The sequence below is a fragment of the Bradyrhizobium sp. LVM 105 genome (assembly GCF_003957705.1).
GTDB classification, from domain to species: domain Bacteria; phylum Pseudomonadota; class Alphaproteobacteria; order Rhizobiales; family Xanthobacteraceae; genus Bradyrhizobium; species Bradyrhizobium frederickii.
The window spans coordinates 444,073-468,755 of sequence record NZ_QZMV01000005.1 but is presented as its reverse complement, the minus strand read 5'-3'; the positions used below and the strand labels follow the sequence as shown (position 1 = coordinate 468,755).

The 24,683-nt window shown below is 63.0% G+C and carries 22 protein-coding genes and 1 tRNA gene; 7 read left to right on the top strand and 16 right to left on the bottom strand.

The genetic code is table 11. The features are described from left to right. Positions 1-8 precede the first annotated feature (8 nt). From D6B98_RS17655 to D6B98_RS17620, 8 genes are all read right to left on the bottom strand, one after another. Positions 9-1,205, bottom strand: a complete 1,197-nt coding sequence (locus D6B98_RS17655) for an FAD-dependent monooxygenase (RefSeq protein ID WP_126258208.1) — start codon at positions 1,203-1,205, stop codon at positions 9-11. Between the two features lie 92 nt (positions 1,206-1,297). Continuing rightward, positions 1,298-4,147: a phosphoenolpyruvate carboxylase gene (locus D6B98_RS17650; RefSeq protein WP_126258207.1), complete on the bottom strand. Its 2,850-nt coding sequence runs from the start codon at positions 4,145-4,147 to the stop codon at positions 1,298-1,300. A gap of 554 nt (positions 4,148-4,701) precedes the next feature. Further along, entirely contained in the window at positions 4,702-5,082 is a 381-nt protein-coding gene (locus tag D6B98_RS17645; RefSeq protein WP_126258206.1) for a c-type cytochrome, read from the bottom strand. 13 nt (positions 5,083-5,095) lie between these two features. Continuing rightward, positions 5,096-6,865 carry a GMC family oxidoreductase gene (locus D6B98_RS17640; RefSeq protein WP_126258205.1) on the bottom strand — a complete coding sequence of 590 codons (1,770 nt, stop codon included), beginning with the start codon at positions 6,863-6,865 and terminating at the stop codon, positions 5,096-5,098. A gap of 10 nt (positions 6,866-6,875) precedes the next feature. Further along, positions 6,876-7,556, bottom strand: coding sequence for a gluconate 2-dehydrogenase subunit 3 family protein (locus D6B98_RS17635; protein WP_164718684.1), 681 nt, complete (start codon positions 7,554-7,556; stop codon positions 6,876-6,878). A 95-nt stretch (positions 7,557-7,651) separates the two neighbouring features. Then, positions 7,652-8,431: an ABC transporter ATP-binding protein gene (locus tag D6B98_RS17630; protein ID WP_126258203.1), complete on the bottom strand. Its 780-nt coding sequence runs from the start codon at positions 8,429-8,431 to the stop codon at positions 7,652-7,654. 43 nt (positions 8,432-8,474) lie between these two features. Continuing rightward, positions 8,475-9,317, bottom strand: a complete 843-nt coding sequence (locus D6B98_RS17625) for an ABC transporter permease (protein WP_126258202.1) — start codon at positions 9,315-9,317, stop codon at positions 8,475-8,477. Between the two features lie 67 nt (positions 9,318-9,384). After that, positions 9,385-10,290, bottom strand: coding sequence for an ABC transporter substrate-binding protein (locus D6B98_RS17620; RefSeq protein ID WP_245481412.1), 906 nt, complete (start codon positions 10,288-10,290; stop codon positions 9,385-9,387). Between D6B98_RS17620 and D6B98_RS39960 the strand changes: the two genes are divergently transcribed. Next, on the top strand, positions 10,283-10,783 hold the full coding sequence (locus D6B98_RS39960; RefSeq protein WP_164718636.1) for a hypothetical protein: 501 nt from the start codon (positions 10,283-10,285) through the stop codon (positions 10,781-10,783). The two genes, D6B98_RS17620 and D6B98_RS39960, sit on opposite strands and share 8 nt — an antisense overlap. Before the next feature lie 101 nt (positions 10,784-10,884). Here the strand turns inward: D6B98_RS39960 and D6B98_RS17615 are convergent, their stop codons facing one another. The 3 genes from D6B98_RS17615 to D6B98_RS17605 form a co-directional block, all read right to left on the bottom strand. Then, entirely contained in the window at positions 10,885-12,279 is a 1,395-nt protein-coding gene (locus D6B98_RS17615) for an NAD(P)/FAD-dependent oxidoreductase (RefSeq protein WP_126258200.1), read from the bottom strand. After that, positions 12,279-13,538, bottom strand: a complete 1,260-nt coding sequence (locus D6B98_RS17610) for an MFS transporter (RefSeq protein WP_126258199.1) — start codon at positions 13,536-13,538, stop codon at positions 12,279-12,281. The genes D6B98_RS17615 and D6B98_RS17610 overlap by 1 nt, the downstream gene beginning before the upstream one ends. Positions 13,539-13,687: 149 nt before the next feature. Beyond that, entirely contained in the window at positions 13,688-14,920 is a 1,233-nt protein-coding gene (locus tag D6B98_RS17605; protein WP_502699897.1) for a pyridoxal phosphate-dependent aminotransferase, read from the bottom strand. A gap of 177 nt (positions 14,921-15,097) precedes the next feature. On the opposite strand from D6B98_RS17605, the gene D6B98_RS17600 reads away from it, so the two are divergent. Both D6B98_RS17600 and D6B98_RS17595 read left to right on the top strand, forming a co-directional pair. Continuing rightward, on the top strand, positions 15,098-16,120 hold the full coding sequence (locus D6B98_RS17600) for a LacI family DNA-binding transcriptional regulator (RefSeq protein WP_126258197.1): 1,023 nt from the start codon (positions 15,098-15,100) through the stop codon (positions 16,118-16,120). A gap of 310 nt (positions 16,121-16,430) precedes the next feature. Then, positions 16,431-17,324 (top strand): NAD(P)-dependent oxidoreductase, encoded by an 894-nt coding sequence (locus D6B98_RS17595; RefSeq protein WP_126258196.1) that lies wholly within the window; start codon positions 16,431-16,433, stop codon positions 17,322-17,324. A 628-nt stretch (positions 17,325-17,952) separates the two neighbouring features. On the opposite strand, the gene D6B98_RS17590 is transcribed toward D6B98_RS17595, so the two are convergent. After that, positions 17,953-18,037: transfer RNA gene (locus tag D6B98_RS17590), tRNA-Leu, on the bottom strand. A 203-nt stretch (positions 18,038-18,240) separates the two neighbouring features. Further along, positions 18,241-18,483, bottom strand: a complete 243-nt coding sequence (locus D6B98_RS17585; RefSeq protein ID WP_018647371.1) for a FliM/FliN family flagellar motor switch protein — start codon at positions 18,481-18,483, stop codon at positions 18,241-18,243. A 120-nt stretch (positions 18,484-18,603) separates the two neighbouring features. Between D6B98_RS17585 and lipB the strand changes: the two genes are divergently transcribed. Together lipB and D6B98_RS17575 are read left to right on the top strand one after the other, a co-directional pair. Then, positions 18,604-19,353, top strand: a complete 750-nt coding sequence (gene lipB, locus D6B98_RS17580; RefSeq protein ID WP_126258195.1) for a lipoyl(octanoyl) transferase LipB — start codon at positions 18,604-18,606, stop codon at positions 19,351-19,353. A 197-nt stretch (positions 19,354-19,550) separates the two neighbouring features. Beyond that, positions 19,551-20,264 (top strand): DNA helicase, encoded by a 714-nt coding sequence (locus D6B98_RS17575; RefSeq protein ID WP_164718683.1) that lies wholly within the window; start codon positions 19,551-19,553, stop codon positions 20,262-20,264. A 45-nt stretch (positions 20,265-20,309) separates the two neighbouring features. Here the strand turns inward: D6B98_RS17575 and D6B98_RS17570 are convergent, their stop codons facing one another. Further along, positions 20,310-20,732 carry a tautomerase family protein gene (locus tag D6B98_RS17570; protein ID WP_126258194.1) on the bottom strand — a complete coding sequence of 141 codons (423 nt, stop codon included), beginning with the start codon at positions 20,730-20,732 and terminating at the stop codon, positions 20,310-20,312. A gap of 111 nt (positions 20,733-20,843) precedes the next feature. Between D6B98_RS17570 and D6B98_RS17565 the strand changes: the two genes are divergently transcribed. Both D6B98_RS17565 and D6B98_RS17560 read left to right on the top strand, forming a co-directional pair. Further along, on the top strand, positions 20,844-21,695 hold the full coding sequence (locus D6B98_RS17565) for a LysR substrate-binding domain-containing protein (protein WP_126258193.1): 852 nt from the start codon (positions 20,844-20,846) through the stop codon (positions 21,693-21,695). A 113-nt stretch (positions 21,696-21,808) separates the two neighbouring features. Next, a complete protein-coding gene (locus tag D6B98_RS17560) occupies positions 21,809-23,329 on the top strand; it encodes a PAS domain-containing hybrid sensor histidine kinase/response regulator family protein (protein WP_126258192.1) in 1,521 nt (506 codons plus the stop codon). A gap of 138 nt (positions 23,330-23,467) precedes the next feature. On the opposite strand, the gene D6B98_RS17555 is transcribed toward D6B98_RS17560, so the two are convergent. Beyond that, complete coding sequence (locus tag D6B98_RS17555; protein ID WP_126258191.1) at positions 23,468-23,767, bottom strand: acylphosphatase; 300 nt, start codon at positions 23,765-23,767, stop codon at positions 23,468-23,470. Continuing rightward, positions 23,764-24,630 (bottom strand): isocitrate lyase/PEP mutase family protein, encoded by an 867-nt coding sequence (locus D6B98_RS17550; protein ID WP_126258190.1) that lies wholly within the window; start codon positions 24,628-24,630, stop codon positions 23,764-23,766. Before D6B98_RS17550 ends, D6B98_RS17555 begins: the two co-directional genes overlap by 4 nt. Positions 24,631-24,683: the final 53 nt, after the last annotated feature.

Here is a 24,683-nt window from a genome sequence, read left to right as displayed (position 1 = left end):
GAGCGGGTTCACGCCGCTTCTGCAGATCGCGGGAAAGCCGACCGGTCCGTTGGAACAGGAACCAGCAATCGCAGACGCTCTTCCCCTTCCTGGAGAATGACGTCAGGTCCTCCCGCCCGATCCGACATGACGATCTCTGCCGTCGCGGGCAACCTGACGCTCTCGTATCGCGCGAGCCCGTCTGCCGGATCACGGCAGTAGGCAAGCTCTCTTGCCAGTACTTCGGCGTCGAGGATCGCCTGTCCGGCGCCGTTGGATCCGAGAGGCACCAGCGGATGGGCCGCATCGCCGAGAAGCGTCACCCGGCCGAAACTCCACCGCGGCAGCGGGTCTCGATCCATCATTGGGAATTGCAGGATCGTCTGCGCGTTGCGGATCAGTTCGGGGACGTCCAACCAATCGAAGCGCCAGTCCGCGAAGACCTCGACGAAGTCCTTCGCATCCCCCGGACAGTTCCAATCCCGCTTGCTGCAGAAATTCCCCGGGTCGGGGACTTCGACTTCAGCGACCCAGTTGATGAGCTGCGTCCCGTCGTCGTAATCGCGAATGGGATAGATCACCATCTTGCCGACCGCAGGCAGCCCGACGCGCACCATCGTGGCGCCATCGAGAAATTTGGAGCGGCGTGTCACCCCACGCCACATGAAAACTCCGGAATAGCGAGGGGCACCTTCATTGGGATAAAATTGTCGGCGCACCCTCGAGTGAATCCCGTCGCAGGCAACGACGATTCCCGCACGCTGCGGTTCGAGTTTTTGACCGGTGCGACGATCCCTGAAGTTCACACATGCCTCGTCGTCCTGCTCGGACGAAACGCCGGTGCACTCCCAACCGGTTCTTATTTGGTGGGACCCGAGACGTTCGCGCACCGCGTCAAGCATAACCGCCTGCAATTCTGCGCGATGGATCGAGAGTTGCGGCCAGATTTCGCCGGCGAAGTGCCCGACGGGCATCTGATGCAGCGAGCGACCGCAGCGATCGAAATAGGCACTCGACCGGGTGGGGATCGCGCGCTTCTCCAGTTCCTTTTCAAGTCCCAAGGCCGCCAGCACGCGCATCGCATAAGGCAGCACATTGATGCCGACACCGACTTGTTGAATGACCGGCGTCGCCTCGTAGATCGTCGAGGCAATACCCACGCTCTCGAGCGCCAAGGCAAGTGAGAGGCCGCCGATTCCGCCACCAACGATGATTACGTCACTCATTCTCGTCTCCCGCTCTCGCAACAACCCTCTGATCAAACCATCGGTGTCGCCCACCGATGGACGCTCGAATCATTGATCCGCGTGGGCGGCCATCAAACTGCCGCGCGAAGGGAATGGTGACGCGGGTGGTCGCCGTGTTCAGGCTGGCGAGCCTTGCTCTCCTGTCGGGGCGCGTCCGGCTCGTCCGCCGCATAGAAATACAAATCGGTGTTGGCGGAGAGGACGAATCCTGAGTAGATCTCCTGGATCGCGGCCTTGGTGAAGTTCTGCGCCTCGCGCTTGGTGGCCACGAGAAGCGGGATGTAGCGGTCGATCTCCCGCTCCTTCCACGCGACTTCCTCAGCCAGCACAGGCCACGCACTGAGAAGCTGCTCGGCCGTCAGATCCTCGGGGCGAGCGGCTTCCAGGCCGTACTGCGCCTTGTAGACAAAACGCTTGGCCTGAACATATTCGACATGGATCGAGGCCAGCAGCTGGCGCGGATCCTCCATGTCGCTCGACCGGAGGCTATTTGCCAGTGCGACCACCTCGCGCCATTCGGGGAGCGAGCCGGTCAATGTCCGCCACGCGAGCTCGATACGCGTACGCGCGGCTGCATACGCGATGTTCTTGACATAGCCGCGAAAGGTTGCATCCGCTCTGTACAGATCCTGCAGCTCGCCGACGTCGCGCACCGCCAGCAGGCCCGCGCCGATCAGTTCGTGGCGTACGCCGCTCAGCATCAGGGCCCGCGTCCAGGGGATCGCGCGAATGGCATCGGGCCGGGATTCCAGATCTTGCAGGTCGAAGGCTCGCGACGGAGGGCGGGTGCTCTTGCTGTTGGCGCGCACGATGTCAAAGCGCGCAATGCCACGCAGCAGCGCCGGCAGCACCGGATGTTCGAAGAAGCGCTGCTTGTAGAGGCGGACGATTGCGATCCAGTCGACTCGGGAAACGTCATCCGGTCCGGCGCCCCGCGACGGCTTCGCAATGCCAAACGGCGAGCGTCGCATTGCGCTCGCAAGAAGCAGATCCCGCAGGCACTGGTGCGCCATCACGGGCGTCAGCAGATGACTGCGCATCTCCAGAATGCCGGAGAGCATGTATCGCACGTCGCGGCCGGTGAATGCGTCAAAACGCTCGAGGTTCTCGGCGATCGGTCCGTTCGAGCGCGCATGCTCGTACCCGATCACGATGCTGGGTACGACCTCTATGCCGAAGCGGCCGGCGATCGCCCGATGGCGCTTGGCGATCTGCATGTTCGCGATGTGCATCGCCTTGCCGCCCTGCTTGCCGGTGTCGCTGGGCCCGAACGTGATGAATTGCCGACGTCCGCGCAGCTCCAGATGCTCCCGATAGACCGGATTGGCGTAGAGATCCTCGATCTGCTGCAGCATGGCTTCTGCGCCCGCGAGATCCTCGGGCTGCAGCGCGATATCGACACCGTTGCGGTGACCGGCGGCCGCAAGCAGGAACAGCAGCGCCAACGGCTCGTCGATGCTGCCGGCTTCCGCAATTCCGTGAATCGTAATCCGGTCGCTATATCTCTTCAGCAGCTTGAGCGTATTCAGCGTATTGAGGGCGTTCAGGACGCGAATGTGCTCGCGATCAACATTGTAGATGTCGATGTAGTCCCTGCCCTGGTAGTGAGCTGCCTTGTCATGGAAGGCCTGGCCGTTGGCGTCCCAGAAGCGCCGCCACAGCTCCTCAGGCATATCCTGATGCTGACCCTTGCGCCCATGCAGCTGCGAGAGAAGCTCGACCCTTTCGGCCGTCGACAGTTGAGCATAGCGGGAAGGTCGGCCTGGGCCGAGCGTCCCCGCGATCAGGCCGGGCGGAATGATGCTGTCCACCACCTCGGTGAACATGGCTGCGTTCTGACGGAATTCGATCTTGAGATAGTGGAAACCGAAGACGCCGATGCGCAGCATCAGCGCGCGCACGCGCTCGTCAGCGCAAAGGCCGCTGACCTCCAGCTCCGCCAGAAGCTGCGATGACGAAGTCACGGCTTCGGGGTGAGTGGTATCGAGTCTGTCCGCGAGCTTCCGGAAAATGTCCGAAGCCGGGTGGCCTTCGGCGATCTCGGCAAGGTCGCGCTGATAATTGGCGCGGACGCCTTTCTCGAGCGCGACAATCAGCCTTTCGGTGTGCGCGTCCGTATCGTGCGGACGCCCGTCGCGATCACCGTAGAGCCAGGTGTAGGGCCTGAGGCAGGTCTCCAGACCCGCAGGATCAATTCCCTGCCGAGAGAGCAGGCTGCTCGCCTCGCCCAGCGCCTGCGGCAGCGCCGCGTACATGCTGTCCGCGTAGAGCAGCTGCATTGCGATGAGGTCCACATCCTCATCGGACCAGATCGCATCCCACAAGCCCTGGAGCGCATCGTGGACCGCGCACTCCAGAGAGTCATCGTTCGGAAGCTGATCCAGCACCCGTTCCAGAACTTGCACCAGCCCACGCAGGCCATTGACAACCTTGGCGCGCAGGAATTCCGTCTCCTGGCAATGCAGGCCGAGCTCCATGCGCAGAGGCGCGCTGTCGCAGCGCGATGGCCGGCATTCGTTTTGGTCGAAGATGGCCACATCGCGTCGCTGGCGGTTGAGACAAGCCTGCAACGACGCGTTGATCAGGAGCTGCCGCATCAATGCGACGCGGAGCGTTCTCATCTCGTGTGGATCGAGAGAGCGCTCCTTGACGCGATTGGCTGCGCCTTGCGCGATCGAACGGATCGATTGGGGCTCGCCGTAGATCTCATCAAGATCGGCTTCGGAGACGACGACGGCATCGCCATCCGAGAGGATATCTTCCCTCAAGATACTGATGAACACGTTCCAAGTTTGCTCAAAAATCTGCTGCGATGTTGCGATGCGGGACGCGACGCCATCTCGCATCGATGGAGATATTCTTCTATATTTGCCGTCAGTCTCAGACTTTTTTGCTTCGGAAATTGCCTCGTGCGAGTACATAACCTAGCTCCTTCCGACTGTACGAGATCAGACCAGCGGTCTTGACGGAATCACTTCGAGATTTATTCGATAGTTGTGTTCCGTGATCTCTCAGGGATATCATTTTTACTTATTATTACTTCATTCCCTTAGATCATTGGCCTGCGCTAGAAGCCCGCGCATCCTGCGTCAGCTTCGCTCTCGTCGTGATGAAACGATACCAAATATTGGCGACGCGTCAATTGAATGCGCTGCACAAATCTCGGTTTGGTTGCACTTATTGCGGGCGCCACCCTGCGTGTGTCTTGCGCATCGTCAGGAGGCTGACAGGCTTGGCCGCGCGATCGTCCGGCGACGGCAGCGTGTTCCGCCCTCGATCAGAGAGTCATGGAAGGACGAAACCATTTGATTGTGCGAGAGCCCGAGCCCACGAAGATCGTCGGCCGCGCGTACGATCCGACGCGTGGGCGATGCGTTCTGCGCGCGAGACTAAACCTGCGAGGCCGGGAACACGGCTGACAGACCTCAGCGCAGCCGGTGGTGCTGCGCCGCCGCCGAAACGACAATCGTCGCAATCACTGTTCGGTTGCCTTATGCAGGTAGGCGATCAGGTCGTCGCGGTCACTCTTCTCGGACATGCCTGCAAACGGCATGCGGTTGCCGGGCACAAGCGCCTGGGGGTCAGTCAGGAAGCTATCCAGCGTTGCATCGTCCCAGACGAGACTGCTGCGGCGCATGGCCGGCGAATAACGAAACTGCTCCAGGCTGCCGGCCTTTCGGCCGAAGATCCCCACGAGAGACGGTCCGAGGGTTACCCCCTCCTGTTTGATGGCATGACAGGCATGGCATTTCTCATACAGGCTTTCGCCTTTCGTCGGGTCCACGGCCTGGACGGCATTCGCGTCGGCGAGGACGAACACACATGCGACGGACCATTGGCGCACCAGACTCTTCATGGTGTTGTCCCGATCAGATGTGCAGGAGCGGACCGGGATCCTTCAGATATTTCGTCCGGATCGCGTCAGCCGCCCAGTAGGTCAGAGCTCCGACGGCCCCCGTCGGGTTGTAGCCCGAATTGTGCGGAAAGGCGCTGGCGCCCATGACAAAGACGTTGGGAACGTCCCAGCTCTGCAGGTACCGATTGAGCGCGCTCTTGCCGGGATCGTGTCCGGCAATCGCGCCTCCGGTGTTGTGCGTGCTTTGATAAGGGACGATCGAATAAGGAGCGCGACGAGGCATCTTGGGGCCGAGATGAGTCGGCCCCATCGCGCGGCCGATGTCATGCGCGACGGTCGTCAGGTGGGCCGAAAGCTTCTCGTCATTGTCCGTGAAGTTATAGGTCATCCGCATCAGCGGCAAACCGAAGGCGTTGCGATAGGTTGGATCGAGATCGAGATAGTTGTAGCGACTGGCCATGTTCGAGCCTTGCACCGACATTTGCAGCGTGCGGCTGTACCAGTGCGCTGTCGCCTTCTTCCATTCCGCTCCCCAACGAGGGGTGCCCGGCGGAACGGCACGCTGATTGATCGGGCGCCCTCCCAGCGAAGCGCTGTAGATCGAGGCTCCGCCGATGTAACCCACCGGCCCGTGATCGAAGTTGTCGCCGTTGAAATCGTCGATGACGACGCCCAGCGACCCCGCCCCCATGAAGGGATTGAAAATCCTGTCATCGAAGAACGCCTGCACGACCGTGGCCACCTGGTAGCAATAGCCCTTCCCCACCGTGCCGGCATCGCTGACCGGATCGTAGGGCTTGCCGATGCCGGACAACAGCATCAGGTGCACATTGCCGAAACCGTAGGCGCACAGGATGACGAGGTTGGCGGGCTGCTCAAACTCCTCCCCCGTCAGCACGCTGGTGTAAGAGACTCCGGTTGCCCGCTTGCCATCCGGAGTGAGGTTGACACGCGTGACCCAGGCATGCGGCCTCAGGGAGAAGTTCTTGTTGCGAAGCGCCGCCGGAATGACCGTGATGTGCGGGCTTGCCTTGGCATTGGCCTCACACCCGAAGTTCTCGCAGAAACCGCAATATTGGCACTCGCCGAGCTTGATGCCGTCCGGATTGGTGTAGGGCCGGCTCATATTGGCCGCCGGTCGCGGGAAAGGATGATAGCCAAGCTTCTTCGTCGTCTCCGTGAACATTTCGCTGGCAAGGCTCGGCTTGAGGGGAGGATTCGGATACTCGCGCGCACGCGGCCCCTCGAAAGGATTGCCTCCCTCCTGAATTCGCCCGGCGATGTTGCCTGCTTTTCCGGAGATACCAGCCATATACTCGAACTTGTCGTAGAAGGGTTCGAGTTCGGCATAACTCATTGGCCAGTCGGCCAGTTGCATGTCCCGCGGGATGAAGGATTTGCCGTATCGCTCCTCCACGCGGGAGCGTAGCCCATGGTCGTGCGGAGAAAAGCGGTAGGTCTGTCCATTCCAGTGGACGCCGGCGCCCCCCACGCCTTCGCCCGGCAGGAACGAGCCGAGTCTCCGCATCGGCAGCGCCCGTTGGTCCGGCTTGTTCCTGAAGGTGAGCGTATCGCGGCTTACGTCCATGAACAGCTCGTTGCGGACTGCATAGCGCAGTTCGTCACGGATCATCGGCACCGAGAAACCGGCGTCCGAGCGCGGAGCGCCTCGCTCCAATCCGACCACGGTCAAGCCCGCATCCGACAGCTCCTTGGCCATGATACCGCCGGTCCAGCCCATGCCGACGATGACGACGTCGACCTCCTTGAGTTTCGTCGGCATCGAATCGTCCTCACGAGAGATCGGCAATGCCGAGCGGTTCAACCGGATACGGCTTGCCGCGGAAACGCTCGATGTTCTCGGCATGCGCAGCCATGACACCGGGAAATCCGACCAGCCTCCAGCCACGCTTGTCCTTGTTGCCGCCATAGATTGGATCGGCGAACAGACCTTCCATGACATTGGCGTAGGCCATGTCGAAAAATACCCGCGCCGGAATCTCCTGCAGAGGCAGGCTTCCGTCGGAGAGCGCCTGTACGATTTTCTGGCGCTGCGCGGGTTGAAGCCTGTCGAAACTGCCGCCGTGGACGGTCTCGCAATGCGCTTCCACGGCTCGGATGGCGCAGCGGTAAAGATCGGCGGGAGCAAGCGGCAGCTGGTAGCCCTGCTGCGATGTGCCGGCAGCCCAGGGACCGAGCAGATACATACGCGCGCCGCGGCCCCAGGCACCGGCGAGCTGCCTGTCGATATAGATGGTGATGCCAAGCTCCGTGCCCGAGGGCGAGAGCTCGTCGGCCGGAACCAGATGATCGACGAAAGCCTCGATGAACGCCGCCTCGTTGAGATCGAAGAACTGATAGGATCGCGCCGGCGCGCTCGTAGCTGGACTGCCCTGGACCTTGTCCTTCGGCAGCGCCTCCGCAGCAGCGGGTGACACGGGAATCGCGACCCCGACCCCCACTGCTCCCGCCATCGTCAACATATCACGTCGAGCTATGTCCGCCATCTCGATCTCCCCTGGTCCGCTCTTCATGCGGCCAAATGTGCGGTGCCTTGTCGTCGCGGGTGTCAGGATGCGTGGAGCGAGACATCACCCGCGACAAGCGACCAAATCTCTTTCTTCAATTCGCCCCATGCAGCAGACAGCTGAACATCGATATTGCGCGGCCGCTCGAGGTCGTTGGTGATGACAGCCCTGATCTGGCCGGGATGGGGCGACATCACGACGATCCGATCGGACGTGATCAATGCCTCGTCGATGTTGTGCGTGACGAGCACGACGGTCTTGAGGCTCTCCCGCTGAATGCGGCTCAGCTCCTCCTGGAGAACATGGCGCGTCATGGCGTCGAGTGCCGCAAACGGCTCGTCCATCAAGAGCACCTCCGGATCGGCCGCCAGACTGCGAGCGAGTGTCACGCGCTGCTGCATACCCCCGGACAACTCGGCCGGATAATGGTCGGCGAAGCCTCGCAGCCCGACCATCTCGATGAACCGCCCGGCGATGCTCCGGCACTCATTGGCGGGAAGGCCTTTCATGCGAGGTCCGAATTCGACGTTCTTGCGAACCGTCTGCCACGGAAACAGCGCATAGGATTGAAACACCATGCCGCAGCGCGGATCGATGCCGGTTATCGGGCTCGATCGCAGCAGGATGTCTCCCTGCGACGGAGGCGTGAAGCCCGCGAACATATTCAGCAAGGTCGACTTGCCGCAACCCGATGCGCCGAGAAGGCACAGAAACTCGTGCTCGTACACATCGAGGTTCACATCGCGCAGCGCCAGAACATCCTCGTTCTGACGCACGGAAAACGACTTGCTGACGTGTTGCGCGGAGAGAATGACGGACATCGAAACCTCCTTTGTCGCGGAAGCCAGGGGGTCAGCTCTGGGATCAGCTCTGGCGCCTGTGGCGCTCCCAGGGCAGCAGAGCGCGCTCCAGCCTGTTGGCCAGGAGATCGGCGACCAGCACCGTCGCGGAGATGCTGACCATGCCGACCAGCACCAGCGCGAGATTGCTCCAGTCCTTCGCCGACCAGATCAGGGCGCCGAGCCCATTCTGGGCCGCGACCATTTCGGCCGACAGGACGCAGGACCAAGCGATGGCGAGACTGACCTTGAGACCGGACAGAATGCCCGGGAGGGCACCGGGAAGAACGACCTCCCTCATGACGGCGAACTCGGAAGCGCCGAGGTTTCTCGCGGCTTTGATCAGGATGGGATCCACCCGCTTGGTGCTCTCCACCGTGTAGAGCAGGACGTAGATCCAGGACCCCATGAACACGATGGCGACCTTCTGAGCCTCGCCTATGCCGAGCCACAGCATCGTGAGCGGAATCCAGGTGATGGAGGGCAGCGGACGCAGCAGCGAGATCAGCGGATCGAGCAGCGCCTTTGCCGGCCACCAGCTCCCCATCAGCACGCCGAGCGGGATCGCGACGGCCGCGGCAAGAGCGAAGCCGAGAAAGACCCGCAGCGATGACGCAGCAATGGCCCACCACAGCTCGTGAGTGGCGGCGACGCCGGCGGCTTCGCTTGCGACCTTGAACGGAGATGGAAGAAACAGCGGAGAAACCCATCCCCGCTCGGTCACCAGCGCCCAGGTGATGCAGAAGGCGAACACCCCGAGGATGTTCAGCAGGATGATCGGGCGGTCGCGAAGACTCGAACCGTGCTTCCGCTTCGTCCGATCGGGCGGAGCCACGAGATTGCTGGCGATATCGCGTGCCGACGTCATGTCACTTGTCTTTCCGTCAAAATGAGCCGCGGGGAATGCTGCTCCGCCTTGCGGGATCAGCGAAACTTCACAGATCGGGAACGAACGACGTGTTTTCCCATTGCTTGACGTCGGGAGCGCTCTCGATCTTCTTGTTCCGATGGAGCCAGGACGCGAGAAACTGCATCTGCTCGGTGTGTCTTTTCATGTGCTCTCTCCAGCCTTTCGAGCCGTAGTATTTGAAGTTCTTGATGCCCGCGAGCACGACATCGGTTGGCTGCCGGAAAAGGGGCGCGACGGCGACGGCCGCGGCTTCGGGATTCTGGTTTACATAATCGGCCCCGCGCATGATCGCGACCGCGAGCCGGCGCGCCTGATCGGGATGTTCCTCCACGACCTTCCGGGAGATGATCAGGATGTCCGGTGAGGACATCGTGCCGAAACGCTTGTAGGTCTCGGTGTCGGCGTCGGTGCCGAGAAGCTTTCCATCCGGTGCGGCCTTCTTGAGGTTGTCGAGCAGCGGTTGCCAGACACAGGCTGCATCGACATCGCCGCGTCCGAGAGCAAGCGCCATCTCATTGGGCGACAGATTGATGAACTGAACGTCCCGCACGCTCATGCCGGCGTTCTGGAGCAGGCCGTCCATCGTCACTTCGGCCGACGTGTTGGCGGCGACTTTCTTGCCCTTGAGATCGAGAAATGACTGGAAGCCGGCCCGCGCCCAGCATCCTTCGCTGCCGGGAGAATCGTCGACATTGGCAAAATAGAAAAAGCTGTTATTGCCGCGCGACATTTCGCTGATCACCGTCGAGCGGCCGAGATTGCTGAACGCGACGGAGCCCGCGGTCACGGCCCGGATACGGTCGCTCGAACTCAAGATCACCTTGACGTTGACGTCCAAGCCTTCGTCTTTGAAGAAACCCTTCTCGATGGCAACGAGAATGGGGACCTGGCCCAACCAGGTGACGGAGCCGGCGAAATCGAGCTTGGGCATCGGTTCTGCGGCCGCAGGTCTCAAGGCGTTCTGCAGCGCAAAGATCGCCCCGATCGCTGCCGCCCAACCGAAAATCCTGGTCGATTTTCGCATCATCCGTCCTCCAGACCACACCAGCCTTCCTCTTCCAAGCAAATCGCAGGCCAATTATGAAACGGTTCCAAATAGACATTCGAAATTGCCGATGGGCCGGATCTCGGCGCATTTTCGCGGCGAGACGTTGCTTTCGGCTCTGCCGAGCGGATGGCCTTCCCACTGCGACGCCACCGATCGCTTAATCTCTGCGCATCGTTGCAGCGATTGTCATCACGAACGCCGGCGCCGCAGCGGGCTCGTTCGTTTGTTGAAGGCTCATGCGTGCTCTGTCACGCGCCACACCGAGCGCATGATCGTTCCGCCTATGCAGGCTTGCCAGTTCTTCAGGGATGAAGATCATCGCGATGAAACGAGATCCGGCGACGCTTGGCGGCCTGTGCGCGCGCAAGTGTTGTGATCGACGACACGCTCGATGCGCGGCCCCGATCAAACGGCGCTTCGACAAGCGGGCGCATGACGCCGATCCGGATCCGGCCTCGCCCGGCACGGCTCGTGGGATCAGTTCGCGGCGTGTCGGTGGATCTCGCGTTGGGAAGCGCTGGGAATACGTCCCCAGCGGCGTTCGTTCCAGAGGTCGACGCGATCCATCCATCTGCGCTGCAGCGCCGCTGCGCCGGCGATAGCTTTGGCGCCCATCGGCCAGCGCGGGCCGTCCTGCGGGCCGACGACGGGGAAGGCAAGCTCTCGGTAATGCGCTCCGGCGCACAGGCGCGCGAGGTCGCGGCCAAGCAACGGGCCGAGAGCAAGGCCGCGCCCGCTGAGGCCGAGCCCGACCATGATGCCTGGCGCCGCCTCGATGATGCGCGGGTACTGGTCCGGCGCCATATCGATCCAACCGCTCCAGCTCGATTGCCAGGTCACGCGCCCGAGGTGCGGAAAAAGTCCGGCAATGCGCGCAGACGCGTGCTCGATATTGCCACCGCCGCTTGAAAACAAAGGCCCCTCGATGGTCACCACAAGACGTCCGTCCCTGGTGAGACGAACTCCGGACGGCAGGCGGCGCGTATCCGTCAGGGCTCGTCCGCCCGGAAGGATCGTGCTTGTGATCTCGGCGCGGAGCGGCTCGCTCGCCACTTGGTGTACGCGGATCGGAAGGACGTGAGCGCCGACGCCGGGCGCCAGATCGTTTCGATAAGCGTTTGTGCAGACCAATATCTTGTCGGCAATCAATGTACCGGAGCCGGTCTTCAACTCCCAACTGCTCGCATCATGTCGACGGATCGCTTTCGCCGGCGAGCGGCAGAACAGGTCGACACCGTTCGCTGCCGCGGCCCGCGCGAGACCGACGGTGAACGCGAAGGAGTTCAGTGTACCGCCGCGGTGATCAAGCAGCGCGCCCGGATAATCCCCGCCGCCGATCGCCTGTGAAGTCTCGTCCCGATCGAGAATGTCGACGGTCAATCCACGCTTCCGCCAAAAGGCCGCCCGTTGCTTCAGGCGTTCGAGACCTTCGGAGGAATGAGCCGCGAAAATCAGCCCGCCTTGCACCGCCTCGCAGGCGATCTGATAAGTCTTGATCAACTCGAAGACGAAATCAGGGCCGCTGGCGGCTGCCGTCACCAGCCGCTCGCCCAGAGTTTCGCCGAACAGTTTCAGTGCATGCCCAGGTTCATGCTTCAGGTAGGGAACAACCTGGCCGAAGCTTCGCCCGCTTGCGCCGGTGCCGATCCCATTGGCTTCCACGACAGCAACCTTCATCCCAAGTCTCGCGGCATGGAGCGCCGCCGACAAGCCGGTGAGCCCTGCACCGACGACCGCCACGTCGGCACGCTCGCATCCCGTCAGGACTCGGGTCGGGAGATCGTCGACACCCGCCGTATATACCTGAGGCAGCGAAGTTTCATTGTCATGCAACAACCCATCTCGCACGACGCTCTCCTTCTCCAGAAACATCACATCAGGCTCCCGGGTGGCAGAGCCTGCTGTCGATTGGCCAGGGCACGATCAAGCATGAGCAACAGCGGTGGAGCTGCCCAGGTCATCGCCAGAGCCAGCAAGGCGACAGCATCCATTCCGACGAGCTGCCCATCCGGCGCGATACCGAGCAGGAACGGCGCGCTGGCTGCTCCCGCGGCTTGCGCAAGATTGGTGATCGCCGCGATGAGGGATTGAAATGCTGCGCGCTCGGCGACAGCCGGCACCCTGGTCACCCAGGCCTGGTTGACCGTGCTGCGAACCAGTTGAAACGCGATGACAAGGGCAAACAATGGAATCGCAGGCAAGTCGATCACGCCACGGTCGATGAAGACCACCCCCAGCAGGCCTGTGGTCACGACGGCGACGGCAATCGAGACCGCCGTCGCGCCGAAGCTGTCGACAAGACGGCCTGTGAGCGGCATCACCAGCACGCTCAAGATGCCACCCAGCAGATAGACATCAGCCAGGCGCGCAGGTGACAGGCCGGCATTATGGACTGCGAAGATGGCCAAGTTCGGGGAGATCAGCAGGGCCGCAAAGGATGCACTTGCGATCAGCATGAACGCGAGGACGCTGGCGCGCGCGGTGACGAGCTCAATCATGGCCGCATATTGCTCGGACCAATTCCACCTGCGCAATTCGGCCAGGTGCCGGCGTTGTGCGCCGATTTGCCAGCTGACGATTCCAGCCAGAACGAGGCCGATGACAGCAATGCCGACGAAGTTCATCTGCCAGCCCATGTCGGAGGCCGCGACCATGACGCCGATGGGCAGCCCGGCGATCAATGCCAGGCCGTAGGCGCCGATCAATGTCCCGACCGCGGTACCGCGCCGTTCCGGCGGCACATTGTCCGATGCGATCGCGATCAGCAGGCCCCACAAAGGACCGGCGAACAACCCGGCGAGAGCCCGCATGAGAACGAGGCCGACGAAGCTCGTCGCCGTCGGACAGAGGGCTGTCGCGGCGACGAAACCGAGCGCACAGGCAAGCAGCGCGGTGCGGCGGTCAAATCTGTCGAGGAAGCCGGCCGATACGAAGCCGCCGACGGCAGCGGCGATCGAATAGCTGCTGCCGAGGAAACCGACTTGGTGAGGTGAAAAGCCGAGGCTGTCCGCAAGGAAAGGGCCCAGCGGAAAAATGATAATGGAATTCAAGGCGACCACGAACGCGACCGTGCTGAGCAGGACGATGGTCTGCCGCTGCTCCGAAAGCCGGGGCCGATCGGTCACGGCCATGCCTCGCGCCGAACCGATCAGACGGCCCTCCTGCGAATGGTCATAAAGACCCACCGGGGACTCCTTGTTGTTTGGCGTCGACGGCTTCGCGGGACCGAGAGGTGCCGGCCGCGCTCGAGCAGACAATGCGGCATCGACAACCGGACCGGTCAGGCCATGGCAGCCACGTCGATACGTTCAAGCTCGGCGCAGGCCGCGGTGATCCGCTCCAGCCCCTGTTCCAGCCGCTGATTGGACGCCGCATAGGACAACCGGAAATGTCCAGGCATGCCGAACGCGGTGCCGTGCACGAGGCCGACGCCGGCCCGATCCAGCAGATACAGTACGAAATCCTCGTCGCCGGCGATGACGCCTCCATCCGGACGCCGTGCCCCGGTGAACGCCGCACACGACGGAAAGACATAGAAGGCCCCCTCCGGCTTGTGGCAGACGATTCCATCGATTGCGTTGAAGCCCTCGACAATCATGTCGCGCCGCTTTTCGAATGCAGAGACGTGTCCGGTAATGAAATCCTGGGAGCCGGTGAGAGCCGACAGAGCGGCAGCCTGACTGACCGACGACGGATTCGTCGTCGAGTGGGACTGAATGGCCGCCATGGCCTTGATGAGAGGGCGCGGCCCGGCGCCGTAACCGATGCGCCAGCCGGTCATGCAATATGTCTTCGACACACCGTTCATCGTCAGGGTGCGATCGTAGAGCTTGGGCTCGACCTGAGCGGGGGTCACAAATTCGAAGTCGCCGTAAGTCAGATGCTCGTAAATGTCGTCGGTGAGCACCCATACTTGCGGGTGACGGACGAGGACTTCGGTGAGCGCCTTGAGCTCCGACCTCGTATAGGCGGCGCCTGACGGATTGGACGGAGAATTGAGAATCACCCAGCGCGTCCTGGGCGTGATCGCCGCCTCGAGGTCCGCAGCAGCGAGCTTGAAGCCCCGCTCCGCCGAGCACGGCACGATCACGGGCGTTCCCTCGGCGAGCAACACGATTTCCGGATAGGACACCCAGTACGGAGCCGGAATGACGACCTCGTCTCCCGGGCTCACGCTTGCGATCAAGGCGTTGTAGACGACCTGCTTTCCCCCGGTGCTGACGACGACCTGATCACGCTCATAGCTCAATCCATTCTCGCGCCGGAATTTGCTGGCGACCGCGTCCTTCAGCGCGGGCGTGCCATCGACCGCCGTGTATTTGGTCTCCCCACGCGCGATCGCGTCGCACGCGGCCGCCTTGATGTGGTCCGGAGTGTCGAAATCGGGCTCCCCGGCAACCAGGCTGAGAACATCCCGGCCGGTTGCAGCGAGAGCCGCCACACGGGCCGAGAGAGTGACCGTCGGCGAGGGCTTGACGCGCGTGAGGCGCTGAGCGACTTGGAACAAGTTCATCTCCCAAAATGCCAGAGTGGCGCTGATTATCACCGCTTTCGCGAGCGTGTCAATGAACCGTTTCCAAAGGACCCGAGGACCTCGTCATCTAGTTCGCATGACCCGTTCATTTCCGTGTTAATGGGCGCGACAGCGCCCTGGGGCGCACGCGAGACTGCCAGAGGGGAGATCCGGCCGATGGGAAAGGCAACGAAACGCACCGTCACCATTCGCGATGTCGCAGCCGCAGCCGACGTCGCCGTCGGAACGGTTTCCCGAGTCTTGAACGATCATCACTCGGTCACCAAGCAAGTGCGGGAACGCGTCCAGAAAACGATTCTCACACTGGGCTATCAGCGAAACGCCATCGCTCAGAGCATGCGCAGCTCACGAACCAAGATGGTTGCCTGTGCCATACGTGACTTCGATATCCCGGCATTCGCCAGCTATGTGAAGGCAGCGGAAGCAACCTTCCGGAGCGCCGGCTACACCTTCATTCTTGCAAGCACCGCCAACGCCAAGGACGTCGAACTCTCCCTGCTGCAGACATTCAGCCAGCGCCGCGTCGACGGCGTCATGATGACGATGAGCGACGAGACCGACCCCGATCTCGTCAATGCAATCACCCACGGAGCCATGCCGATTGTGCTGATTGATCGCGAACTCGTCCAATCCGTGGATAGCGTTTCGGCAGATCACCGGGCCGGCGCCCGTCAAGCCACAGAGTATCTGCTGTCACTTGGCCATCGCCGCATTGCGCTTCTGGTCGGTGATCCGAAGGCCTATCCTTCCCGTAGCCGCATCGAAGGCTATACGGAAGCTCATCGTTCTTTCGGGGTTCCGGTCGATTCGTACCTCATTCGCGATCGCCTGCTCTCAAACGAGGCGACGTTTCGCGAAACCGCTGCCCTGCTGGGCCGCAGCGAACGACCGACGGCGATCTATGCCGCAGGTCTCGACACGCTGCCCGGCCCCCTGCGCGCAGTGCGCACGGCGGGCTTGGTGGTAGGACAGGACATCTCCATCATCAGCGGAAACGATTCCGATCTCGCCGAGCTCAACACGCCGCCGATCACCGCGCTGCGCTGGGACCGATCGGAAATGGGCCGTCATGCCGCCGAAATACTACTCGACAGGATTGACCACGGAAGGCAGTCGCCGCCCCGCCGCATCCGGCTTCCCGTATCCCTTGTCGTCCGCGGCTCTTGCAGACCGGTTTGACTCTCACGACACCCATCGATCCGTATCCTCCAGAGTTAAGGCAAGCATTGTCGTCGCAGGTGATACCTGCCGCACGACCACCGCCCCCTCGACTGTCGTGAAATTGCAGCGCCGGACCAGTTGGCTGTCTTGAGCGCGAGCTGCTTGGCACGATCGCGCTCGTCGGGCCCCAGCTTCTCTAAATCTGGAGCCCGCACCAATGCCGGACGTGGGATTGAGATCGGTCGAAAAATTTGATGAAACGGTTCATTGACACCGCTGGGCCGAGCTGCAAAGATTGCTCATGTTCAGGGTCCTTTTGGAGCATCGGATGCAGCATCCCAGAATCGGTTTTGTTGGTTTTGGAGAAGCCGCGCAGTGCTTTGCCTCGCACCTGACGGCGCAGGCCGTGGGACCGATCATGGCCTATTGCCACGGGAACGTGAATCGACCGCCCTATTCCGAGGCGTTCGTCGCCCAGGCCGCCCGATGCGGCGTGACGTTGGTCGACACGCTCGAGAGCCTCTCCGACATGGACGTCATCTTCTCGGCCGTGGTCGTCGCCGTCGCCGGGACGACAGGGGAAGCGATCGCGAAAATCATCAGACCGGACACGCTAGTCGTCGACATCAATGCCTCGACGCCCACCACCAAGAAGCGCGTGGCAGAAGCCGTCGAAGCGCGCGGCGGCTTGTTCGCCGACGCCAATCTGATGGGCGCGGTCAGCCTCTATAAGGCGGCCGTCCCACTCTACACCTCGGGCAGCGGTGCTGCGCAGTTCGCCGGCACATTTGCGCCGCTTGGCTTCACAATCGACGTCGCAGGCCCGGACGCGGGCACGGCGGCCGCGGTCAAGATGCTGCGCAGCGTCGTGACCAAAGGAATTGAAGCGCTGGTGGTGGAGGCGCTGACGGCGGCTTCATTGGCGGGTGTCCGGCAGGAAGCCCTGCGCGGCATCTGCGACACGATGGATGCGACGACTTTCAGCAAGTTCGTGGACATGTGCATCCGCACGGATGTCCTGCACGCCGAACGTCGGGCAATCGAAATGGAAGGCGCGCGCGACGGCCTGCAGGAACTCGGCTTGGAGCCTGTCATGACCGAGGCGGTTGTAAAGCGGCTTCGCTTGTCGTCGGATTCGGCACTACGGAGCAACTTCGCTGCGCGCCAGAGCTACAGTGCCGACGATGTACTCGACGCATACCGTCAGAAGATTGCGTTATAGCTCTGGCGAGTGTGACGCTTGTGGCCGCCCATGACCATGATGCTGGTCCAGCAATCGGGTTCGTGAGGATTGATGGCTTCGACCAAGGGGCGCTCGCTGGCTTATGTCCGCCCGCGCTTCGGCATCGCTCTTCCGCACCTGTCTTCCGTATCCACGGTCATCTGCTTCGCGCCAGCCGCACTCGGCCAAAACGCATCACCCCGCCGGCGGGTGAAGTGCACCTTATGCAATTGATACGGAGTCACCGTATCGCTAGAGCAGCATTGGTCCACGGAGACATCCAATGCTCGGAACGGACAAACGCGACCCCCGCGCCCCCGGGGATCGGCGGATGTACCTTTACTTCAATTATTCAGAATCTGGCTTGCTGCGCTGGTACGTGAAGGTTAGCCGCAAGCTGGACCGACCCCAAAATGCCCGCCCACTACATCGCGCAGGCGAATCGAGAGAAGCTTGGCATCAGTGGAATGGAGAAGATCGTGACGTTCGATCAGAGCCAGTCACTCGACGACTGGCTGGCAGTGCCGCGTGCGAACAGTACGCGAACGCCGCGCCGGAACGGAGTGGTAACATTCCCGGGTAATACCCAGAAAAAAGCCTAATCATTTCAATTGGAAATGTGGGTTTATGGTGCGCTCGGAGGGACTCGAACCCCCACGATTTTACTCACTGCCACCTCAAGGCAGCGCGTCTACCAGTTCCGCCACGAGCGCTTTGGGGATGCCGGCTTGAGGCTTGAAGGCCGGCCGGATCAACGGCGCCGATCTAACAAATCCATCAAAGGGGTACAAGCCTGCAAAGGCCCTGAATTCCACAAGCTTTGCACGAAAGTTCGGGCCCCTCGCCGAATCGGCCCTTTCCCCCGCTGCCCAGGCCGCTGCTGCGTGCCCACGCTGCTACCGCATGCCCGGGCCCGCTACCGGGTGCCCGGTGAACGCGGCAACATCTGTTTGACCTCAACCGCGATTCGGTTGCGGTCCACCAGCACGACGCCGGAGGCGACCGGCAGGTTGTTGGCCAAAACCTTGACCTCGTCGGCCTCGGTTGCGTCCAGCTCGATGATGGCGCCGCGGGAAAGACGTAATACCTGATGGATCGGCATCGTGGTCGTCCCGAGGACGACCATGAGATCCACGGTGACTTTATCAAGGGTGGGCACTGTCAGGACCGCCGCAACTTGGGACTTGGGACTTGGGACTTGGAATGTGGGACCGACCAAGGGACTTGGACTTAGACTTGGCATTTGCCCCCGAGATGATCACCACGTTATGGTTAGCCAATGGTTAATTCACTGCAGAACCCTCGCCAAAACCAGCGTGAAGAGCTCGATTTGACGCGGTTTTCCGCTACAGGCGGCGAGCCGGTCGAGTGGCGAATCTCGGACGCGCCGGTGCCCTATCCGGAGGCGGTGGCCGCGATGGAAGCCCGGGTTGCGGCCATCGCGGCGGGCGAAGCCGGGGAGCTGGTCTGGCTGCTCGAACACCCCCCGCTCTACACCTCCGGCACCTCGGGCAGGGACACCGACCTGCGCGATCCCCGATTCCCGGTCTTTGCCACGGGGCGCGGCGGCCAGCTCACCTATCACGGGCCCGGCCAGCGGGTGGCCTACATCATGCTCGATCTCAAGCGCCGCCGGCCGGACGTCCGGGCCTATGTCGCGAGCCTGGAGGAGCTGATCCTGCGCACGCTCGCCGCCTTCAACGTCCGCGGCGAGCGCCGCGAAGACCGGGTCGGCGTCTGGGTCAAGCGGCCCGACAAGGGCGCGGACCACGAGGACAAGATCGCGGCGATCGGCGTGCGATTGAAGCGCTGGGTCTCGTTCCACGGCATAGCCATCAACATCGAGCCGGAGCTGTCGCATTTCGCCGGCATCGTGCCGTGTGGCGTCGTCGATCCCCGCTACGGCGTCACCTCGCTGGTCGATCTCGGCCAGCTCGTGACCATGGCCGACGTCGATATCGCGCTACGCCAGGCGTTCGAACAGCTGTTCGGACCGACCCGCGCGCTGCTGCCGGAAGCGGCGGCCTGACCTTTCCCGTTGGACGCGGTGCCTCCGCGTTCTCCGCCGCCGCCGAATCGGCTATGTCTCGGCGCGGCCACGCCCACGCCTCCCCCCTCCGCTGGGAAAGCAGACCTCATGCCGGGCGATGAGATCATCGGACCGACTGTTCGAGCGCCAGGCATAAGGAGGGATTGCGATCATGCTCGCAATGGGAGGTTTTGACGATGAAGCTGTCTGCGCCGATCTATCATCTGAAGCGAAAAGCAAAACGCCTGTCCCGCGAGAAAAACATTCCGCTGCACGACGCGCTTGACCGCATCGCCACGACGGAAGGGTTTTCCGCCTGGAGCATGCTCGCAGCGAAAGCCGCCGCGCTGACGCCCGCGAACAGGCTGTTCCCGCAGTTCCGGCCGGGCGATCTGGTGCTGGTCGGCGCGCGGCCGGGTCAGGGCAAGACCTTGATGAGCCTCGAGCTTGCCGTGGAGGCCATGCGGTCGGGCCATCGCGCCGCGTTCTTCTCGCTCGAATATACCGAGAAGGATGTGTTGGATCGCTTGCGTGCGATCGGCGTGGAGCCCGCGCAATTCGACAAGCTCTTCGAGGTCGATTGCTCCGACGCCATCAGCGCCGATTACGTCGTCAAGCACATGGCCGCGGCGCCCCGCGGCACAGTCGTGGTGATCGACTATCTGCAACTGCTCGACCAGAGACGCGAAAACCCCGACCTCAATGTTCAGGTGCGCGCGCTGAAATCGTTCGCACGCGATCAGGGGCTGATCGTCGTCTTCATCTCGCAGATCGACCGATCCTATGATCCCTCGGTCAAGCCCTGCCCCGGCCTCGACGATATCAGGCTGCCCAACCCGCTCGACCTGACGCTGTTCGACAAGACGTGCTTCCTGAACAATTCCGAAGTCCAGTTCCGGGCGGCGAGCTGACGATCAGGCCGCCGGGTGAGACCGCTCACCCGGCGGTCTGCAGCCTTACGCCGCCTTCAGCGCCACATCGAGCTTGCCGGCGATGTAGCGCCGCTCCTGAGTGAGGCCGCCAAAGCCGTAGGCGTCGCCCCTGACCTCGTCGACATGCAGATAGGTCTCGGGATGCAGCGGGCCCAAAATCTCGGCCATGCGCTTGAACATGGCGGCGAGATAGGCCGCCTTTTCGTCCTTGGTGTTGGTGCCTTCGCTGACATGGATGTCGAGCCAATAGCTTGCAAGCTTCTGCTCGGCCAGCGACTTGCCGCCGGCGAACCAGTCATCGGCATCCACCGACTTGACGATGATGGCGGTCACCTTGGGATCCTTGTGCAGGATCTCGGCGGTGAGCTCGGACACGGCGTTCGCGATGTCGGCCTTCAGGGACGGCGACTGGCGGGAGGTGGTGTAGGACACGGTGATCAGGGGCATTGTGGCTCTCCTCGAGATGCTGCGCCGCTCAGGCGGCGTTGGTGAGAAGCTAGACCTCCGCTCGTCATTTTGGTATCTTATCTATGTTGATATCAATGATAAGAATTTATAATGACACCAACGCTCGACATCGCCACGGTCCAGGCCTTCCTGCTGGTCGCCGACCTCCGGAGCTTTACGCGCACCGCCGAAGCGCTCGGCACGACGCAAGCGGCGGTCAGCCTGAAGCTGCAGCGGCTGGAGATGCTGCTGGGAAAACGTCTCGTCGAGCGCTCGCCGCGCGCGGTCCGGCTCACCGCCGACGGCGCCAGCTTCCTCGAACGTGCCCGTGTGCTGATCGCGGCGCATGACCGCGCACTGTCGGATGAGGCACCGGCCGCGCAATCGCTCTCGCTCGGCATCTCCGATCATGCGGCAGGCCCCGAACTGGTGCCGCTGCTCGAACGGCTGCACGCAATGTCCTCAAACCTCACCCTCGCCGTCACCATCGGCTTCTCGCGCGAGATGCAGGATGCTTACGACGCAGGCGAGCTCGATGCGGTGATCGTCCGCCAGGAAGGCAGCCGCCGCGGCGGCGAGAAGCTGACCGAGGACGAGTTCGGCTGGTTCGCCGCACGGCGCTTCACCCTGGCGAAAGGCGAGCCGCTGCCGCTGGCGACCCTGGCCCCGCCCTGCGGCGTCCGCGCCGTCGCCGTGCGCGCGCTCGACAAGGCCGGCCTCGCCTGGCGCGAACGCTTTGTCGGCGGCGGCGTCACGGCGGTGGTCGCGGCGACGCTCGCCGGCCTTGCCATCGCACCGCTGGCGCGGCGGATCGCGCCTCCCGGCCTGGTCGACATCGGCCCTCCGCACAAGCTGCCCAGGCTCGGCAGCTCGAAAGTGATGCTGCATTCGAAGGTCAGTGACCCCGCGAAGCTTGCTGCGCTGCGTACGGTGGCGGCGACGTTCCGAAGCGTGGCGGCCTGACGATATGGGCGTTTTGGCGACCCCTTAACGGGCCCGCTGCCCAAAAATGTCCCACCCTTAGGGAACCATCCCTTGCCTGCGGCGTTTGTTCCGGTCGAGGCGGGGTCCCGGGAATGGTCGAAAAGTTCAGTCAACAGAGAGACTTGTTCGAGAGCGAACGCAGTTTCCGGCTGTTGGTTGAGGGAGTCGCGGACTACGCCCTCTATATGCTCGATCCCAAGGGGATCATCACCAGCTGGAACATCGGCGGTGAGCGCATCAAGGGCTATTCACCCGAGGAAATCCTCGGCCAGCATTTCTCCCGCTTCTACACCGAGACCGACCGCGCCAACGGCAAGCCGGCCCGTGCGCTCGGCATCGCCAGGGAAAAGGGCCGCTATGAGGAGGAAGGCTGGCGCGTCCGCAAGGACGGCACCTTCTTCTGGGCCAGCGTCGTGATCGATCCGATCTACGAGGACGGCGAACTGGTCGGATTCGCCAAGATCACGCGCGACGTCACCGAACGCCGCAATGCCCAGATCAGGCTCGACGCGATGCAGAAGCAGCTCGCCGAGTCCCAGAAGTTCGACGCGCTCGGTCAACTCACCGGCGGGGTCGCCCACGACTTCAACAACCTCCTGATGATCATCAGCGGCAGCCTCCACATGCTGAAGCGAGGGGCCGACGACGCGGCCAAGCTTCAGCGCGCGATCTCGGCGATCGAGACCGCCACCAGGCGCGGCGCCGCGCTGACCAACCAGTTGCTCACCTTCGCGCGGCGGCAGAGCGTCAACCCGCAGGCGATCGACTTCGCCGAACGCATCGCCGCCATCCGCGAGGTGCTCGATGCCGGCGTCGGCAGCTCCGTCCGGCTGGCCTTCGACATCCGCCGCGACGTCTGGCCGATCAAGACGGACGCCTCCGAACTCGAGACCGCGCTGCTCAACCTCGTCATCAATGCCCGCGACGCCATGCCCGATGGCGGCACGGTGACCATCGGCGCGCGCAATGTCGTGCTGGACGAAGCGCCGCTCGTCGGCGATTTCGTCGCGATCGACGTCTCCGATACCGGGCTCGGCATCCCCTCCGACGTGCTCGACAAGATCTTCGAACCGTTTTTCACGACCAAGCCGATCGGAAAGGGCACGGGCCTCGGCCTTTCTCAGGTGCACGGCTTCGCGCATCAGGCCGGCGGCACCGTGAAGGTCGCAAGCGAGCTCGGCAAGGGCACCACATTCACCGTCCTTCTGCCGCGCGGAGAAGACGCCCCATCGCAGGACACGACCGGGGAGCCGGCGTTCCGGGGCAGCGGCACGGTGTTGCTGGTGGAGGACAATCCGGACGTCGCCCTCGTCAGCATCGGCCTGCTGGAGCAGCTCGGCTATCAGGTGCGCCGGGTCGCCGACGCCGAAGCCGCCTTGCGCGAGATCGAGACCAACGGCGTCGACTTCGTGTTCTCGGACATCGTCATGCCCGGCAAGATGGACGGCCTCACCCTCGCCTATCATCTCCGCCAGATTCGCCCCGGCCTGCCCATCCTGCTCGCCACCGGCTACAGCGAGGTCGCCGCCGGCGTGCGTGGCGACTTCCCGATCCTGCGCAAGCCGTATGAGATCCACGAGCTGAGCGAGGCCATCGCCAAGCTGCCGAGGTGAACTTTTTCTTCTTCACCTCTCCCCGCCCCTCACTGCGTCATGGCCGGGCTTGACCCGGCCATCCACGCCTCGCCGCTCGGCATAAGAACGTGGATGACCGGGACAGGCCCGGGCATGACGACTCTTCGTCAGAGCCACCTACACCGTCGGCAACACCGAAAACGCCTCCCCTGCCCGGCGCAAGTTCAGCTCATCCGCACCGGCGGTCTCGCTCGTCACACTGTCGACGCGCGAGGATGGCGGGCCGTGGCGGCAAAGTGCGACCATGTCGGCGACATGCTTCGGCGCGCCGGCGAACAGCGCTTCCACGCTGCCGTCGCGGCGGTTGCGAACCCAGCCTTCAAGGCCGCTTGCCGTCGCCTGATACTCGACCCAGGCCCGATAGCCGACGCCCTGCACGCGCCCGCGGATCATCACCTGGAGAATTGCCCGGCTCATTTCTTCAATCCGAGGAGGTCGGCGCTGCGCGCCCTGACATCGGCCTCGCGCATGATGCGGGCCGTCAGCTCCGAGGATGCGAGCCCTCTGAGGCTTTTTGGCGAAGCACCCTCGCGAAGCGCCTTCAGGGTCTCGTACACGGCCTGTGTCGCGGCGGCGATCGGCGCATGGCCCTGCAGCGCGATGCGAACGCGCTGACCCGCGAGGTAATCGAGCGCGTTCAAGTCCTCGGGCGCGCCGCCGAGCACGATCGGCAGGCGCGTCGCAGCGCTCACCGCCTCGAGCTCGGCGCGCGACTTGATGCCGGTGAAGAACAGCGCATCGACACCGGCGGCTTCATAGGCCTTGGCGCGGCGGATCGCATCTTCGAGCGAGGTGATCGAGGCCGCTCCCGTGCGGCCCATGATCACCAGCGAGGCATCAGTGCGGCCGCCGAGCGCGGCCTTCATCTTGCCGACGCCTTCCTCGAGCGAGATCAGCTGCGTCTTCGCCTCGCCGAAGGCAGCCGGCAGCAGCGTGTCCTCGATGGTGAGGCCGGCGGCGCCCGCGGCCTCCAGCTCCTGCACGGCACGGCGCACGTTGAGCGCATTGCCGTAGCCGTGATCGGCATCGACCAGCACGGGCAGCGCGGAGGCGCGCGACATCCGCCGCATCTGCTCGGCAAGTTCGGTGAGCGTGATCAGCGTGTTGTCGGGATCACCGAGCACGGCAAGCGAGGCGACCGAACCGCCGAACATGCCGAGCGGAAAGCCGAGATCCTCGGCGATACGGATCGAGATGGCGTCGTAGACCGAGCCGGGATGGACGCAAGTTGCGCCCGACAGGATGGAGCGAAGTTGCTCGCGGCGGGAACGAAAGGCCATGGGTGCCTCACTCATTTGTAGCGACGCAGCCGCAACAGACTCGGTCATTGCGA

Bases quoted from the DNA above. Each gene is read 5' to 3' on its own strand.
- lipB (WP_126258195.1), top strand. From the start codon at position 18,604: ATGGTTAATTCACTGCAGAACCCTCGCCAAAACCAGCGTGAAGAGCTC.
- D6B98_RS17635 (WP_164718684.1), bottom strand. From the start codon at position 7,556: ATGGCGGGAGCAGTGGGGGTCGGGGTCGCGATTCCCGTGTCACCCGCT.
- D6B98_RS17555 (WP_126258191.1), bottom strand. From the start codon at position 23,767: ATGAGCCGGGCAATTCTCCAGGTGATGATCCGCGGGCGCGTGCAGGGC.
- D6B98_RS17565 (WP_126258193.1), top strand. From the start codon at position 20,844: ATGACACCAACGCTCGACATCGCCACGGTCCAGGCCTTCCTGCTGGTC.
- D6B98_RS17630 (WP_126258203.1), bottom strand. From the start codon at position 8,431: ATGTCCGTCATTCTCTCCGCGCAACACGTCAGCAAGTCGTTTTCCGTG.
- D6B98_RS17600 (WP_126258197.1), top strand. From the start codon at position 15,098: ATGGGAAAGGCAACGAAACGCACCGTCACCATTCGCGATGTCGCAGCC.
- D6B98_RS17550 (WP_126258190.1), bottom strand. From the start codon at position 24,630: ATGGCCTTTCGTTCCCGCCGCGAGCAACTTCGCTCCATCCTGTCGGGC.
- D6B98_RS17650 (WP_126258207.1), bottom strand. From the start codon at position 4,147: ATGTACTCGCACGAGGCAATTTCCGAAGCAAAAAAGTCTGAGACTGAC.
- D6B98_RS17560 (WP_126258192.1), top strand. From the start codon at position 21,809: ATGGTCGAAAAGTTCAGTCAACAGAGAGACTTGTTCGAGAGCGAACGC.
- D6B98_RS17645 (WP_126258206.1), bottom strand. From the start codon at position 5,082: ATGAAGAGTCTGGTGCGCCAATGGTCCGTCGCATGTGTGTTCGTCCTC.
- D6B98_RS17570 (WP_126258194.1), bottom strand. From the start codon at position 20,732: ATGCCCCTGATCACCGTGTCCTACACCACCTCCCGCCAGTCGCCGTCC.
- D6B98_RS17620 (WP_245481412.1), bottom strand. From the start codon at position 10,290: ATGCCCAAGCTCGATTTCGCCGGCTCCGTCACCTGGTTGGGCCAGGTC.
- D6B98_RS17610 (WP_126258199.1), bottom strand. From the start codon at position 13,538: ATGGCCGTGACCGATCGGCCCCGGCTTTCGGAGCAGCGGCAGACCATC.
- D6B98_RS17640 (WP_126258205.1), bottom strand. From the start codon at position 6,865: ATGCCGACGAAACTCAAGGAGGTCGACGTCGTCATCGTCGGCATGGGC.
- D6B98_RS17605 (WP_502699897.1), bottom strand. From the start codon at position 14,920: ATGAACTTGTTCCAAGTCGCTCAGCGCCTCACGCGCGTCAAGCCCTCG.
- D6B98_RS17575 (WP_164718683.1), top strand. From the start codon at position 19,551: ATGAAGCTGTCTGCGCCGATCTATCATCTGAAGCGAAAAGCAAAACGC.
- D6B98_RS17625 (WP_126258202.1), bottom strand. From the start codon at position 9,317: ATGACGTCGGCACGCGATATCGCCAGCAATCTCGTGGCTCCGCCCGAT.
- D6B98_RS17615 (WP_126258200.1), bottom strand. From the start codon at position 12,279: ATGTTTCTGGAGAAGGAGAGCGTCGTGCGAGATGGGTTGTTGCATGAC.
- D6B98_RS17655 (WP_126258208.1), bottom strand. From the start codon at position 1,205: ATGAGTGACGTAATCATCGTTGGTGGCGGAATCGGCGGCCTCTCACTT.
- D6B98_RS17595 (WP_126258196.1), top strand. From the start codon at position 16,431: ATGCAGCATCCCAGAATCGGTTTTGTTGGTTTTGGAGAAGCCGCGCAG.